This is a genomic window from Bifidobacterium sp. LH_424 (genome assembly GCF_056356895.1).
Window position 1 is genome coordinate 17310 of the sequence record NZ_JBKEVC010000013.1, and the last position, 15021, is coordinate 32330.

Consider the following 15021-nt stretch of genomic DNA (forward strand, 5'->3'; position numbering starts at 1 on the left):
TCAGAAACCGTCAGAAAGATGTAGAAAGATTACATTTTATACCGTTTTTAATAAACCGAACATAGAAAATGTTCGTTTTGGCTGGATATGGCGCTGCGGCGCTATAACACCAAATGCGTCACGCGCGGCGGTGCGCTATCCTACGTAGTGCGCTCGCCTACCGCACGTGTTCCCACGCGGCAGTAAGCGTGTCGAAAAAACGAGCGCCCCGAAGCTGGTACCTTCGGAGCGCTCAACAACCCCCCGCGCGTCGGACGCAAATCCGACGCGCACCCTGTACATCTCACAAAGCAATTGCTTAAGCAATTGCTTGAAGCAAACACGAAGCAAATGCTTCGTCAAGGAGGTCAATAATGGATACTAATACCCCCGTCTATACGAATCCGACTCACGCCGCGTCGCGCCGCCGTCTGGAGCCGTTGAAGGCCGCTACGGAATCGTTGGGATTCAAGGATGAACGCGTGACCATGCGTCTCGTGCGTGAAGGCAAGCTCAAGGCCATCAAGGTCGGTACGCGCGTGATGATTACCACCGCATCTCTTGACAAGTTCGTGGGGTGCTGACGCCGCCATGACCATTGAGAACACAGCCCCCGCCAACCGCGAGGGGCTAACCCAGCGCACCTTTTTTCACTCCCTGTGCCGCCCGTCGATACGGTTCATGCCGCTATGCGCCGGTCTCGACGCGCGCCCGATACCCGCCTATTCCGAAAGCCCTACAGGCGCTCGCCGCAAGGTTTCGCGGCCATGCACCGCGCCATATGTGAGGGGATGATATGAGCACGTCGATAGACAGGATTCTTGACGCGGCGCGCGCCCACGGCTTGCGCATAGAGACCCGCCGAGACGATGACTACATGATGCAATGCCCCGCGCACGACGACGACGCGCCTTCACTGCACGTCGTCTACAGGCGCGAACGCGGGTGCGTGCTGCTCAAATGCTTCGCGGACTGTACACCTCTCGACGTCCTGAAGGCGTTGGGACTGGACTGGGGCGACCTGTTCGACAAGCCCCGCCCCACACGCGACGCGGCCCGCACCGCCTACCGACGCACGTATTCCACCCTCACGCCCGAAGAGTTGCGGGCGCTCGCCGACAGGACACGGCAGCGCGAAGCGGACGCGGCGAAGTGGGAGCCGTTCGACATACCCGCCCCGTATGTGCCGGAATCGGCGCGTGGAACGCTTTCCACGCCGTTCCGGGACTTGTGCACCCGACTGGAGGTCACGCCCGCCTATGGGCCGACTGCTGCCGCGTGTCCCGTGTGTGGCGAGGCGGACGCGTTGCGTGTCCTGTATGCGCCGTTCACGACGGCCACCTTGTTGCGTTGCAAGGCGTGCGGCGGTAGTGAGGATTACGCCGGCACGCTCGCGAGCGCCCTACAGGCGGATACGGCGTGCGTGGGCTCGAACGGGCGCGAGGTCATGGTTTACGACAATCCCGGTGGAGCCGTGTACGAGTACGGGGACGGGTTGAAGGTGTCACGCTCGCCGGCGAAGCGGATACGGCAGCACGGCAATACCGGTGGCCGGCACTCGTTGTGGTTGGCCGACCGTGTGGCACCTTATGCGAAGGCCGGTAATCCGGTGTTCCTTGTGGAGGGCGAGAAGGACGCGGCCGTGTTGTGGGCTTGCGGGTATGCGGCGACCACCGCGCCGGGCGGCGGCGGCAATCTCTCAAGCGTACTCGACGTGGAGAACGTCGCGGCCACGCTAGGTGACGGGCGCGTAATCGCCGTGGCCGATAGGGACGTGACGGGCTGCAAGTGGCGTTCTCAGGTGGTGGAGCTGCTGACGCCGGTGGCCGGCTCGCTTACGGTGGTGCGGGCCACTGGTGCCGCGCACGACGCTTCGGACGCGGTGATGTTGCGCGAACGGTTCGAGCAACTGCCACAACCCATGCCCGCCCCCGCATCGGAGCCGGACGCATCGGCGAGCGCCGCCGTCGTGTCTGTGGATGACGCGGGTACGGGCGACGCGGACGATGATACGGGCGCGGTGGATGTGGAGCGGTTCGAGCGGTTTTGGCTTGAGGCCCCGTATCTGACCGTGATTCGTGACGCGGCCCGGCAGTCGCTCACCAGCCCGTGGGGCGTATTCATGTCCCTATTGGCGCGTGTGGCTACGGTGCTGCCGCCTCACGTGATAATCCCGCCGTTCGTTGGCGCGGGCGGCGCGTCGTTGAACACGTTCGTGGCGCTCGTGGGCGCGAGTGGCATGGGCAAGGGTGCGGCCGAGAGCGTCGCCGCCGCCCTGCTGCCGGACATCCGCGACGCCGTGACCTCCCAGCCCGGCAGCGGGGAGAGCCTAGCCACGATGTTCTGCGAGCGCGTGGCGGACGAGAGCGGCGACAAGGACGGGGACGGGCCACGTACCGTGCTGCAATGCGTGAACCGTCGCGCCCTGTTGTCCGTGCCCGAGGTGAGTACGTTGGGCGCGGTCATGGCCCGTCAGGGTTCGACGTTGGCGGGCGAGTTGACGAAGGCATGGAGCGGGGAGCCATTGGGAAGCCGCACCAAGCACGCGGCCGACACGTATCGCGTGCCCCGATACGGGTACCGGCTGAACCTCATAACGGGCGTGCAGCCGGGTAACGCGGGCCTGTTATTCTCCCAATCGGATACAGGACTACCGCAACGGTTCCTATGGGCCGACATGCGCGACAATCCCACCCACGTCATCCAGTACGACGAGTGGGGACATACGGGCATGGCCCCGCTACTCGACGCCACACGGTTCCCCGACGACACCGACGCGATACAGACCCTGTACCGTCAAGGCGACCGCTACGCGATGATGGGCCACGGCAGCGCCTACCCGCTGACCGAGGTCACGTACCCGGAAGAGGCGCGGCGCGCCACGTTCGAGCAGCGGCGCGCCATCGTGGCGGGAGAGGCGGGCGACCGTCTCGACATGCACGGCAACCTAGTACGCCTCAAGGTAGCCGCCCTGTTGCCGTGGCTCGACCCCGACCGTATTGACCCGCTGACCGTGACCGTCGAGGACTGGAGACTATCGGGCGAAGTGCTCGCCTACTCGCAGATGGTGCGCCGGCAGTGCATGGCGCTGGAGCGCGACCGTAGCCGCGAGCGCGCCGCCGACCTCGCGAAGCTCAAACAATCCGCCGCCCGTGAGGCACGCGACGAACAGGACGAACTACGCGAGGGTGCGACCGTGAAGATTCTCCAGTTCCTCGAAAAACGACGCGGCCAATCATTCACCGGCAAGCAGATACGCAACGGGTTACGTCCGAAGTGGAGACCATTCGTTAACACCGCGCTCGCCGACATGGCGAAACAGGACGACGCGAAGGTGTCTTGCGTGAAGGCGGGGGCCACTATTTCGGGTTCCCTATGGCGCTTGCGGGAGAGTACCGAGTGAAGGTAGACGCGTCTACCCGTCTACCTCAATGATTGCAACGGTTTCCGCCCGTCTACCCCAGCGTCTACCCGTCTACCAAACGCGACCAGCGACCAACCCGGTAGACGGGTAGACGCTACCGGTAGACGCCCGTCAGCCCTACTGCCACAACGGGTAGACGGGTAGACGCGTCTACCCGGATATGGAAGAGAGTAGACGCCACACGGAACACACCACATGAAGCAAGCCCCGCCCCTCGAACAGCATGAACCACCGATTGACGACAGGCCGACGCGCGCCGGCACACACCATCAAACCGTGAACCATTCGTTAACACCGTGGCCGCACCCCGGCCCACGTCACAACGTCACAACGTCACGGAACCGGCCCATAGAACGCCCGACAGCCACGACACGGGGAATCCCATCGCACGGAACACGGAACGCGCCTAGGCGATGCCACGGGACGCATATAGGGGCACTTGCGGCAAGAGCGCCGACAGCCATCACGCGGCGGCATGGAGCAGCCCGCGACGTACACACCGACGTGCAGCGCTCGCCGACGCTGCCGACCATTGGAGCCGCCGACACCGAGGGGGCGGTCGAATCCCCATTGCGCTCACGGCCGGAACACTATCCGCGTGGCCCGTGTCCCTCCCTCCCCGTGACGGGGTACCCCATCATGCGCGCGAGGGCGCGCCGCCGTCGGCCGTCGCCGTAGTCACGCGGAACGGCCACAAGCATCCTTGACGATTCACAACCGACATACCCGGCCATGTCCGCCGGCGAGCGCGACGCACGGCCCCGTGGGGGAGGACTCCGAACGCGCCGGCCCATGACCGCCGGGTGGCATGTCCGGCCATACATACGCGGCGAACCTTGGTTTTCACCCCGTTACGAAAATGCCGGAACCATTGCGGCGACAGGCGCGACGGGCGATGACGCGCGTTCGTGACGATTGCGGGGCAAATACCGCGGCAGCGCCGGCGAGCGCCGCCGGCACACCGGGGGGTGGGGTAGGTTCCGACGCGGATGTGACCGCCGGTGAGGTCTCCGAGATGTACGCGGGGTTCAAAGATTTGCGGACGCGCCGGCATCGCCGGTGTCGTACCGCCGCCCAAGGGTGTTCGTTATGGCGTCTGGCTGGTCGTTTTCGGGTGTCCAATCGACCGTTTCCGCGACCAGACCGACCATTCCCGCGACCACTTGGACACGGCACGACATCCACTACACATAGTTATCTAGTTGATTGTTTATAGATAACTATGTAGAATGTAGGTATATGCGAAGAGTGGGAGGTGAGAATGACCCTTAAGGAACTCCGAGAGGCGAAGGGCTGGACACAGACACATCTAGCCGAGGTCAGCGGCGTGCCGCAACAGGTGATAAGCGCCTACGAAAACGGCGCGAAGGACTGGAAAAACATGCCGCTGGGGCGGGCTATAGCGCTCGCCGACGCGCTCGGCTGCGAAGACCTACGCCACATCGGAGATTAGCGAAATGGCCCGAAGGTGCTGCAACACCAACGGGCCGAGCGCTTCACAGATAACGAAATCCCTACCTAGAACAAATCATTAGCCGGAAGCACCCCCAATCGTATCGCGGGGCATGTTCCGGCTGGAGAGGAACACACCATGACAACCACCACGCAATCCCTCGCGTTCGACAACACGCGAGACCCCGCACGCCCCCTCAAGCTGACCGCGAGCGCCACCGGCGTTGAAATCCGAATGGGCGACATGGGCATTACCGACGTCGTGGCCGACCTCGACCACGTTCAGGCGCGGCGTCTCGCCGCATGGCTCACGGAGGTGACGCGATGAGCTTCACGAGCATCCCCGTAAGCGCCGAAGCGCTCGCCGCCAGTGCCGTATGCGGCGTGTGCGGGGCGCGTTACAGGTCGGACGCGGACGACGCCGGCCTGTGGAACGTGACCTTCACCCACGGCGTCGTCACCGGGTTCATGTGCCCCGCGTGCCAGACGCCGGAACAGTCCCTAGCGGCCGAGGTGAACGCGGCCACGACGGACTACACACGCATGACGGTAATCGACGGACGCGCCTACGCGCCGCCGAAGCACGCCCCGTGGAACGTCCCGGACATCATCGACACCGCCCGGAACAACACCCCCCCCCCCGCCTGCAACTGGAGCACACGCCCGGCTGGGAGTGCAAGACGGACGAACAGGACGGCATGTTGTCGTTGTTCGACAGCGCGTGTGAGCCGTTCAACCTCGACTTCACGGCGTGCGTAAGCTGGAGAACCGAAGGCGAGCCGCGCCCCATGCTGTCGTTCGCCATGCTGCCCGGCAGCGTCGCCTATTGGGCGTTCGAGACCGAAAAGGAACCATTGGCGCTCGCCGACAAGACGGACATGCTGCAACAATGGCTTGACGACATCGGCACCGTGGTAGCCCACCTGACCGGCCTCTACCCCGGCCTGACCGTCGAGCGAGTCAACGGATAGCGCCGTTTCAAGCACCACGCGCGGCAAGCGTCCGCATGACGCCCCGCCCCGAGGGAGCGCCCCGACCGTCATCGTCACGGGCGCTTCTCTCATATCCGGGGTGGGGGCACCCCCTGCCCCGGCCCGTCGCGGCCACCTCGGGTGAAGGGCCGTTTTCCCCACGGCCGATTTTCCACACGCCCGCGAGCACGCAACCACTGCAATCGTTGGCTTCGCGGCCCCCCAAACCACCACACAGCCACCACGCCACGCCGCATACACGGGCTGTCGTCCCCTACCCGTCGCCCGTCATGGGCGCGCATACTGGAGGACATGACCACTAGAGGCAATCCGAGGAACCGCAACGGGTGGCGACGCCGGCAACTGAGGGCGCGCGTGCTCGCCGCCTACGACGTGTGCGCCATATGCGGCCGGCCGGTGGACAAGACGTTGAGGACGCCCCACCCAATGAGCGCCGAAGTCGATGAACTCGTACCCGTGTCACGCGGCGGCGACCCATTGAGCTTCGCCAACTGCCGCCTAGTCCACCGCCGTTGCAACAGGCTCAAGAGCGACGGGACGGACACGCGCGCACGCGCCTTGTTGGCACGCGAGCCGCTGCCGCGCGCCACGTCGTTGCCGTTCACCACTAGCGGCGACTGGTAGACCACGGGCGACGGGTAGGGGGACCATCCCCCGCCCGCCCCGTCGCGGCCCCCTCGGGCGCAGGGCCGATATCCCCCCGGCATTTTCGGCGTTACGTTATCGCGTTACGTTATCGAATCGTCGGAAACCGTTACGGCAGTAGGCGCGACGCCGTGACATCGACCGTTAACCGTGACATTAAGCGTGACGTTAACGGTTAACGGTGACGCAACAAGGTGACGGAACGGGTGACGGAAACGTAACGCTTATAAGGCTGAAAATCAATAACGGCAACGGTTCACAGCATTTCAGCGTTACGGAAAGTTCAGCGGGGAGAGATGGGCGCTATGCGCCGGGAGGAGCCGGCACGTAGGGGGTGGGGGCACTCCCCGTGCCCACCGCCCAATGTGCTGCTAAGCTGGAGCGCGACGCCGTGACATGCGGCGTTCCCGTTGATATGACGGGCCGAAATCGGCGCGAGCCGATAAGAAAAGGCCCGACGCTTGCGACATCGGGCCTTGACTGGTTATCGGCTTACGCCCCTAACCAAAGGGTTCAAGATGAAGCATATCACGATGCACGGCAGTCTGACCGTGAACGGGCGGATAGTCGTCGTTCACATGGGCGACGGTGAGATGTTCGCCACGGTTGACGGCACACGGTTCAACGTGTGCAGCATATGGCAGCTGTACCAGCTGCTGCGACTGCTCGTGTAGCGGTCATCAGCGGCGCGGCGTCCCGCGTGGGCGTCGCGCCCGAACCCTGAACCCCCGGCGCTCGCCGGCGAGCGCGACGGCGTTACGATGGGGATAGGCGAAGGCGCGTATTGGCGCGTGGCGACACGCCGATAACTGTCGATTGTGGGGTACCTAGTGGGGTACGGATTTTAAGAGAATCCTTGAATATCAATGTTTCCAACGGTTTAGACCGTATCGGGGCGGAATCCCCCTCACTCCGCCACCAAGGGATTCACGGGTTCACGTGAATCCCTTTTTTCATAGCGTAATCATCGCCCCGGGGCGGGGGCCTTGTCTCCGGAGAAGGTGATGACGACGGCCAGAATCACCAACGCGACGCCGGCCATCTCGCCGAATCCGGGTACCTCCCCCAATACCAGGCCGACGGCGATGGCGACGGCCGGGTTGATGGACTGCATGACGGAGAACGTGGCGGGCGTGACGCGACGCAGCGTCACCTGCTCGATGACATACGGGACGAACGAGGCGAGGAACGACACGAGGAACAGCAGCGCGAACAGTTTCAACGGGCCGCCGGGAGCCGCCGCCCACGTGGCCGTCGCCTTGGGATGGACGAGGTGCGTGACGGCCGGGACGCCGAGGAACAGCGATTGCATCGCCCATCCGATCGTGACGGCGACGCACAGATTGTCGAGTGAATTGCCGCCCGCGGCGATGCGTCTGCCGGCCACGATGTACACGCCCCACATCGACCCGCCGATGAGGATCGCTATCAGACCGACGAGGAACCTGCCGCCGCTCTCCGGATCCGCAAGCGAGATGCCGGCGAGCAGGACCACGCCGATCGCGGCGATGCCGATGCCGAGCCGTTCACGCCAGCTGCGACCGGTGATCACGGCGACCGACAACGGTCCGAGGAACTCGAGGGAGACGGCGATGCCCAGATCCATGTTGGAGATCGCCACATAGAACATCGTGTTCATCAGCGCGAGCGAGACGCCGAACAGCACCACCAACCCCCAGCCACGCGCATCATGACGGAGCAGCGCCGCACGTTTGTCGGCCCGCCATGGACGCCGCCACAACAGCATCAGCACGGCCATGAATCCGACACGGTACCACACGGCGTACAGCGGGTCGAGCTGGGTGAACGCGAGCTTCGCGACGGCGGTCGCACTGTAGATGACGATCGCCTCGCACACGACGATGGCGACCACCGGCACATGGTTCAGCGCATTCACAACCACTCGCTTCATATCCCCTACGGTAATATCCTGACCCGCCACGCACGACCGTAGAATGGCGGTATGAGCACCGCACCAAGACTGGCCGCCGCGAAACGCGATTGGGGGCATGACGAGACCGGATGCACGGTGCTGCACATCGACATGGACGCGTTCTACGCCTCGCTCGAGGTGGCGCGTCACCCCGAACTCACGGGCAGGCCGGTGATCATCGGTACGGGGCCGCGTTCGGTGGTGTCCGCCGCGAGCTACGAGGCGCGACACTACGGCATCAACTCGGCGATGCCTTCCGCCCGCGCGCGGCAGCTGTGCCCGGACGGCGTGTTCCTCCCTGTGGACATGCGCTACTACCGCGCGGTCTCGCACAGGATCATGACCGAGGTGTTCCACGCCGTGACCGACCGGGTGGAACAGGTGTCGGTGGACGAGGGCTACATGGACGTCTCAGGCGCGCTGCTCGCATGGAAGCGCCCGACGGCGATCGGCGCATGGATCCGAGCCGAAGTGGAGCGCCGTTTCCACGTGACCTGCTCGGTGGGCGTGGCGGCGAACAAGCTCGTCGCGAAGATGGCGTCGACGAACGCGAAACCGAACGGTATGCTGCTCATCCCCGCCGCCAGGTCCGCCGAATTCGTGCAGATGATGCCGTTGCGTGGCATCCCCGGCATCGGGCCGTCGTTGGAGAAGCGCCTCAACGCGTGGGGCGTGGATTCGGTGGCCGATCTGGCGGCGATGAGTCCCCGGGCCTTGGAGCAGGCGACCGGTTCGGTCGCGGCGGCTCGCGGATTGTGGATGGCGTCGCATGGTCTCGACGAACGCACGGTCACGCCGGTGCGCGAGGAGAAGTCGGTCGGCTCGGAGGAGACGCTGCTGAAGGACACCACCGATCAGCGAGTCGTACTCGGATTGCTGCGCGAGGCGTGCGACGAGGTGGCCGGAACGTTGCGCCGCAAAGGGTTCGTGGCACGCACGGTGACGGTGAAACTGCGGTTCGCTGATCTGAGCTACCGGACGCGGTCACGGACGCTGGAACGCCCGGTGGACACGGCGGGCGCGTTGTATCCGGTGTGCGTGCGGTTGCTGCATGGGATGCTGGGGATGCCCGAAGGCTCCTCCCCCGACGCGCCGTTGCCGAAGCTCATCCGGTTGGCGGGGATGAGCGCGAGCGGACTGGGAGCCGCCGCCGCGACCGCCGTGCAGCCGTCACTGGACGACATGCTCGAGGAGGCGACGAGCGCCGACGCGAGCACCGTCTCGGACCGGCAGCGCCGCGCGGAGAGCGCGCTGGACGAAGTGCGCCGGAGGTTCGGAAAAGGCGCGGCCCGGTTCGGCGCGTGAGGCCATGTACCCGGATAAGTGGGTCTCTCCCCCAGTCGGCTTCGCCGACAGCCCCCTCGTCAGAGGGGGCCTATCAGGCGGCGAGGCGGGCGCAGGCGGCTTCAATCGCCTCGTCGGTGGCGGTGGCGGAGAAGCGCAGATAGGCGGGGGCTCCGTAGAATTCGCCGGGGCTAGCGATGATGCCGAGCTTCGCGAGATCGGCCATGTCCGTCCAGCAGTCGCCGGACTTGGCCTTCACCCACACGTAGAGCGCGCCGTCGGGCATCGCCGCGTCGTACCCGTACGCGCGCAGCGCGGCGACGAGCTTCGACAGGCGCGTGCGGTAGCGCTGCCATTGCACGCGCACCGATTCGACGTCGCGCAGGCCCGCGGCCATCGCGGCCTGGACGGGTCCGGGGATGATCTCGCCGATTTGCTTGCGGTACTCGGCCATCTCGGTGACGAGACGGTAGTCGCCGGCGATGAGCGCGGTGCGGTAGCCGGCCATGTTGCTCTGCTTGGACAGCGAATACAGCACGAGGATGCCGTCGGCGCTGCCCTCGCACACCTGCGGGCTCAGCGCGCACGGCGTGGCGGACAGGCTGAACGCGTCCGCCGAGGCGGGCTCGTTGGAGTCGGTGGCTCCACGACTCGCGCGCCAGTCCATCAGCGCATAACATTCGTCGGACAGGACGACCGCGCCGATCGCGCGCGCCGCCGCGACGATGCCGGCGAGCCAGTCGGCGCCGAGCACGTCGCCGGAAGGATTGCACGGCGAGTTCACCCACACGGCCTTCACGCCCGGCACGTTCCTCCACGAGTCCACGTCGGCGACGTCGTCGACCTTGAGCACGGTGGCGCCGGCCAGCTGCGTGCCGATCTCGTACGTCGGATAGGAGACCTTCGGCTGGACGACCACGTCGCCCGGGCCGAGGTGCAGCAGCGACGCCATCAGCGCGACGCCCTCCTTCGATCCGACGGTGGGCACGACGGCCGCGTTGACGGCTTTCAGGTCCACGCCGCGCAGGTGGCGGAACCAGCCGTCGATCGCGTCGCGCAGGTCGCGCGTGCCGATGGTCGCCGGATAGCCGTGCGCGTTCGCCGCGTCCGCCGCCGCGGCGAGCGCGTCGCGCACGCTGGCGGGCACCGGGTCGACCGGCGAGCCGACGGACAGGTCGATCATGCCGCCGTCGACCGCCTTCGCGGTGGTCTTGTAGCCGGCGATGCGCGACCAGTCGTATGGCGAGGAGTAGGTGTGGAAGCCCATGGTGATGCCTCTCCGGGGAGAACCCCGCTCAGTCGGCGAAGCCGACGACTCCCCCTGGGGAAAGGGGGAGCATGATAAAAACAACGATGACTCCCCGGGAGCGGGGAGTCATCCAATCAATCGGTCAGTCCTGGTTCTGCGGGGGCAGGGCGGCGACCTGCGCCGGATCCTTGCCGATCGGACCGTGGGCGGAGGCGCCGCCGAAATCGCCGACCTCGGCGAAGAAGTTGGCGGCGGCGTCCTTGTACCAGGCCCACTCCTCCGGCAGGTCATCCTCGTAGAAGATGGCCTCGGTGGGGCACACCGGCTCGCACGCGCCGCAGTCGACGCACTCGTTCGGGTTGATGTACAGGGAACGATCGCCCTCGTAGATGCAGTCGACCGGGCACTCGTCCACGCAGGCCTTGTCCTTCACGTCCACGCAAGGCTGGGCGACAACGTACGGCATGGGATTCTCCTTAGAACACGTTCCTGACTATTCTGACCGTCCAGTTTAGGCGCGTGCGGGGACGGTTTGACACTCCGTCAGTCGGTGTTGATGGCCTTGTCGGTCTCCTCGGAGAGCGTCTCGGTGAGCGCTCCCCTGCCGAGGCGGGCATGCCAGTAGCCGTAGCCGAAGTAGATCGCGAAGCCGATGACCAGCCACACGACGAAACGCAGCCAGGTGAGCACGGACAGGTTGAGCATCAGCCACAGGTTGGCGACGGCGATGAGGATCGGCACCCACGGGTTGCCGGGCATCTTGAACGCGCGCGGCAGTTCGGGGCGGCGGGCGCGCATGATCGGCACGGAGATCGCGACCAGCGTGAACGCGGACAGCGTGCCGATGTTCACCATGTCGGCGAGCACGCCGATGTCGAAGCAGGCGGCGACGAGCGCGACGACCACGCCGACGCCGATCTGCAGCGCGACCGGGGTGCCGTGCCTGCCGGTCTTGGACAGGCCGCGCGGCAGCAGGCCGTCGCGGCTCATCGCGAACACGATGCGCGTGAGTCCCAGCAGCAGCACCATGACCACGGTGGCGAGGCCCAGCACGATGCCGAAGCTGATGATCTTCGCCGCCCAGTTCGCGCCGACCAGCTCGAACGCGGTGGCGAGCGACGGGCTGTCCTGCTTGGCGAGGTCCTTGTAGGAGACCATGCCGGTGGTGACGAACGCGACGAGCATGTACATCACGATGATGAGGCCCATGCCCACGCCGATGCCGAGCGGCACGTTCCTGTGCGGGTTCACGGTCTCCTCGGAGGCGGTGGCGACCACGTCGAAGCCGAGGAACGCGAAGAACACGAGCGCCGCGCCGGACAGGATGCCGGGCACGCCGTACACGCTCGGAACCATGCCGGTCGCCCACTGCCACAGCGGCTGGTTGAGCACGTCGGCGGCGACGGAGCTGCCGGGCAGGGAGTCGGCGGGCTGGCTCGGCGGGATGAACGGCGTGAAGTTCGACATCTTCACGTAGAAGAATCCGACGACCACGACGAACAGGACGATCGCGATCTTGAGGACGGTCATCGCGCCGTCGACGCGGGCGCCGATCTTCGTGCCGAACACGAGCAGCGTGGTGAAGAACGCGACGATGATGATCGGCGCGATGTCGATGTGGAACGAGCCGAACGTCAGATTCGTGTCGACGCCCCAGCCCATGAGGTGGAAGAAGTCGTCCAGGTAGACGCCCCAGTATTTGGAGATCACCGAACCGGCCATCATCATCTCGAGGATGAGGTCCCAGCCGATGATCCACGCGACGACCTCGCCGACGGTGGTGTACGTGAACGTGTACGCGGAGCCGGCCACCGGGATCATCGAGGCGAATTCGGCGTAGCACATGACGGCCGCGCCGCACACGACGCCGGCGATGAGGAAGCTGATGATGACGGCCGGACCCGCGTGGAAGGCGGCGGCCTGCGCGCCCACGGAGAAGATGCCGGCGCCGACGGCGACGGCGACGCCCATGATGGACAGATCCCACCACGTGAGGTTGCGCTTGAGCGTGCGACCCTCTTCGCCGGTCTCGGCGATGGTCTGCTCGACGGATTTCGTTCGGAATATCTGCATGGTGCTGGGACCTTCTTGTCTCTCCGGTTAGGTTCAACGGCATAGTATATGCCCACCGGATTGCGACGCGAAGGCCCTTTCCCCACATTCGGGACGCGACGCCGGTCAGGGGCGCAGGTCGATGCCGATGCACACGGGTTCGGGCACGAGCGCCACGCCGAACCGTTCCTTCACGCCCTGCTGGATGGTCTTGGCGAGGGCGACGACATCCGACGCCGTGGCGTCCCCGCGGTTCGTCAGGGCGAGCGTATGGTGCGTGGACAGGCTCGCCGGCGCGGCCGGCCCCGCGGTCTCCGAGCCGTCCGGCTCCCCCACGGCGAATCCCTTGTGGAATCCGGCGTGATCGATGAGCCATGCGGCGGAGGTCTTCACGCCGGGCGTGCCGTCGGGCAGCACGGCGGCGAAGCGCGGCGCGTCCTCGGGCAGGCGCGCGGCCTCGGCTTCGGGCAGGATCGGGTTCATGAAGAACGATCCGCAGCTGTGTCGGTCCCAGTCGGGCGCGGGCAGGCCGGAGCCGTCGTCGGCCGGCGTGGCGGCCGCGGCGAGGCGCTTCAGGTCGGCGATGATGTTGCCTTCGCGCTTCGTGTCGGACATGACCGGCAGGGCGTAGCGGGTCGGATCCTCAAGCATGCCCTTGGAGGCGCGCACCTCGAGCACCGCGTCGCGGATGGCGGTGGTGGCCATGCGCGCGCCCACCTCGACGCCGAGCGCCTTCGCCAGCTGGCCGAATCCGACCGTGCCTTCGGCGCTGTGGCGCAGCGCGAACGTGACGGACAGCACCACGTAGCGCGGCGTCGGGAAGAAGCGGTCGGCCGGCGTGGCGGGGGCCGCGTACATGCTCGACTTCAAGGCGGAGGAACGGTAGCCGAACTTGAGGTCCGCGGGCTTGAGGTCGCGCGTGGTCTTCGTCTCGCGGTCCCACACTTCCACCGATTCGACGGACGTGGCGACCTCCTGGCCGTAGGCGCCGATGTTCTGCACGACGGACGCGCCCACCGTGCCGGGGATACCGGACAGGCCCTCGACGCCCTCCAGGCCGAGCTCTACGGTGAAGGCGACGAAATCGTCCCAGTTGGCGCCCGCCTCCGCGTTCACGTGCACGGTGCGGTCGCCTCCCTCGACGGGGGCCGCCTCGTCGGGCACGGTGATGCGGCGGCGCGCGTCGCGCACGACGACGCCGGGGAACGGCTCGTCGGAGACGAGCATGTTGGAGCCGCCGCCGATGACGCACAGGGGCAGTCCATGCCCGTCCGCCCCTTCGACGGCCTCGATGACGCCGACGCGCGTGGTCGGTTCGACGAAACGGGCGATCTCGCCGCCCACACCGATCGTGGTGATCTCTGCAAAGCTGGTCATAGTTGCCTATCCTATCCGCGGCTTGGCGGGCTCGCCCGCAAGCGGCATGAACAAAGCGGGAAAAACCTCCGGGAATACGAAAAGACCCGGCCATACGGTCGGGTCTTCGCAAATCTCGAATGCGCTCAGCGGGTCTCGCGGTGCACGGTCTGCTTGCCGCAGCGCGGGCAGAACTTCTTCAGCTCGAGACGGTCGGGCGTGTTACGACGGTTCTTCGTCGTGATGTAGTTGCGCTCCTTGCACTCGGTGCAGGCCAGCGTGATGCCCGGACGGATGTCGGCGCTCTTAGCCATTGTCATTCACCTCTGTGTTTTACTAGGTATAATATGCGCCCACCGGTTGGTGGGCGCGATTTGTAGCGAGGAAGAGGCTCGAACTCTTGACCTTACGATTATGAGTCGTACGCTCTAGCCAGCTGAGCTACCCCGCCAGAGAGCCCCGAGTGAGAATTGGACTCACGACCTCTTCCTTACCAAGGAAGTGCTCTACCACTGAGCTATCGGGGCGTGGCGGATAGTGGATTCGAACCACTGAAGCACGAAGCGGCTGATTTACAGTCAGCTCCCTTTGACCGCTTGGGAAATCCGCCAGTCTCTGTTTCCCTCCGAGGTCTTGACCTCGTCAGGCAACTCGA

14 protein-coding genes and 3 tRNA genes are annotated in these 15021 nt (G+C 65.7%); 8 read left to right on the top strand and 9 right to left on the bottom strand.

What is annotated here, in order from left to right; all coding sequences use genetic code 11:
* Positions 1-353 precede the first annotated feature (353 nt).
* The 7 genes from AC1AYP_RS09635 to AC1AYP_RS09665 all read left to right on the top strand — a co-directional run bounded on the left by AC1AYP_RS09635 (position 354) and on the right by AC1AYP_RS09665 (position 7166).
* Positions 354-563, top strand: a complete 210-nt coding sequence (locus AC1AYP_RS09635; RefSeq protein ID WP_476502811.1) for a hypothetical protein — start codon at positions 354-356, stop codon at positions 561-563.
* Positions 564-775: 212 nt separating this feature from the next.
* Complete coding sequence (locus AC1AYP_RS09640) at positions 776-3382, top strand: toprim domain-containing protein (protein ID WP_476502812.1); 2607 nt, start codon at positions 776-778, stop codon at positions 3380-3382.
* A gap of 1282 nt (positions 3383-4664) precedes the next feature.
* Positions 4665-4856, top strand: coding sequence for a helix-turn-helix domain-containing protein (locus AC1AYP_RS09645; protein ID WP_476502813.1), 192 nt, complete (start codon positions 4665-4667; stop codon positions 4854-4856).
* 138 nt (positions 4857-4994) lie between these two features.
* Positions 4995-5183 (top strand): hypothetical protein, encoded by a 189-nt coding sequence (locus tag AC1AYP_RS09650; protein WP_476502814.1) that lies wholly within the window; start codon positions 4995-4997, stop codon positions 5181-5183.
* 370 nt (positions 5184-5553) lie between these two features.
* Positions 5554-5826: a hypothetical protein gene (locus AC1AYP_RS09655; protein ID WP_476547716.1), complete on the top strand. Its 273-nt coding sequence runs from the start codon at positions 5554-5556 to the stop codon at positions 5824-5826.
* A gap of 312 nt (positions 5827-6138) precedes the next feature.
* Complete coding sequence (locus AC1AYP_RS09660; protein ID WP_476502817.1) at positions 6139-6471, top strand: HNH endonuclease signature motif containing protein; 333 nt, start codon at positions 6139-6141, stop codon at positions 6469-6471.
* 539 nt (positions 6472-7010) lie between these two features.
* Complete coding sequence (locus AC1AYP_RS09665) at positions 7011-7166, top strand: hypothetical protein (protein ID WP_476502818.1); 156 nt, start codon at positions 7011-7013, stop codon at positions 7164-7166.
* Between the two features lie 290 nt (positions 7167-7456).
* Here AC1AYP_RS09665 and AC1AYP_RS09670 read toward each other — a convergent pair whose 3' ends face one another.
* The gene (locus tag AC1AYP_RS09670) at positions 7457-8404 is read right to left on the bottom strand and encodes an EamA family transporter (RefSeq protein ID WP_476547718.1); all 948 of its coding nucleotides are present in this window, start codon (positions 8402-8404) and stop codon (positions 7457-7459) included.
* Positions 8405-8455: 51 nt separating this feature from the next.
* On the opposite strand from AC1AYP_RS09670, the gene dinB reads away from it, so the two are divergent.
* Positions 8456-9730, top strand: coding sequence for a DNA polymerase IV (dinB, locus tag AC1AYP_RS09675; RefSeq protein ID WP_476502820.1), 1275 nt, complete (start codon positions 8456-8458; stop codon positions 9728-9730).
* 73 nt (positions 9731-9803) lie between these two features.
* Here dinB and dapC read toward each other — a convergent pair whose 3' ends face one another.
* From dapC to AC1AYP_RS09715, 8 genes are all read right to left on the bottom strand, one after another.
* Positions 9804-10976, bottom strand: a complete 1173-nt coding sequence (gene dapC, locus AC1AYP_RS09680; protein ID WP_476502821.1) for a succinyldiaminopimelate transaminase — start codon at positions 10974-10976, stop codon at positions 9804-9806.
* Between the two features lie 124 nt (positions 10977-11100).
* On the bottom strand, positions 11101-11424 hold the full coding sequence (gene fdxA, locus AC1AYP_RS09685) for a ferredoxin (protein WP_034527169.1): 324 nt from the start codon (positions 11422-11424) through the stop codon (positions 11101-11103).
* Between the two features lie 77 nt (positions 11425-11501).
* Positions 11502-13031, bottom strand: coding sequence for an amino acid permease (locus tag AC1AYP_RS09690; protein WP_476502822.1), 1530 nt, complete (start codon positions 13029-13031; stop codon positions 11502-11504).
* A gap of 105 nt (positions 13032-13136) precedes the next feature.
* On the bottom strand, positions 13137-14387 hold the full coding sequence (locus AC1AYP_RS09695; protein ID WP_476547719.1) for a UDP-N-acetylmuramate dehydrogenase: 1251 nt from the start codon (positions 14385-14387) through the stop codon (positions 13137-13139).
* Positions 14388-14512: 125 nt separating this feature from the next.
* Positions 14513-14680, bottom strand: a complete 168-nt coding sequence (gene rpmG / locus AC1AYP_RS09700) for a 50S ribosomal protein L33 (protein WP_007053013.1) — start codon at positions 14678-14680, stop codon at positions 14513-14515.
* A 63-nt stretch (positions 14681-14743) separates the two neighbouring features.
* A tRNA-Met gene (locus AC1AYP_RS09705) sits at positions 14744-14817 on the bottom strand.
* Between the two features lie 4 nt (positions 14818-14821).
* Positions 14822-14893, bottom strand: a tRNA-Thr gene (locus tag AC1AYP_RS09710).
* Position 14894: 1 nt separating this feature from the next.
* Positions 14895-14976, bottom strand: a tRNA-Tyr gene (locus tag AC1AYP_RS09715).
* Positions 14977-15021: the final 45 nt, after the last annotated feature.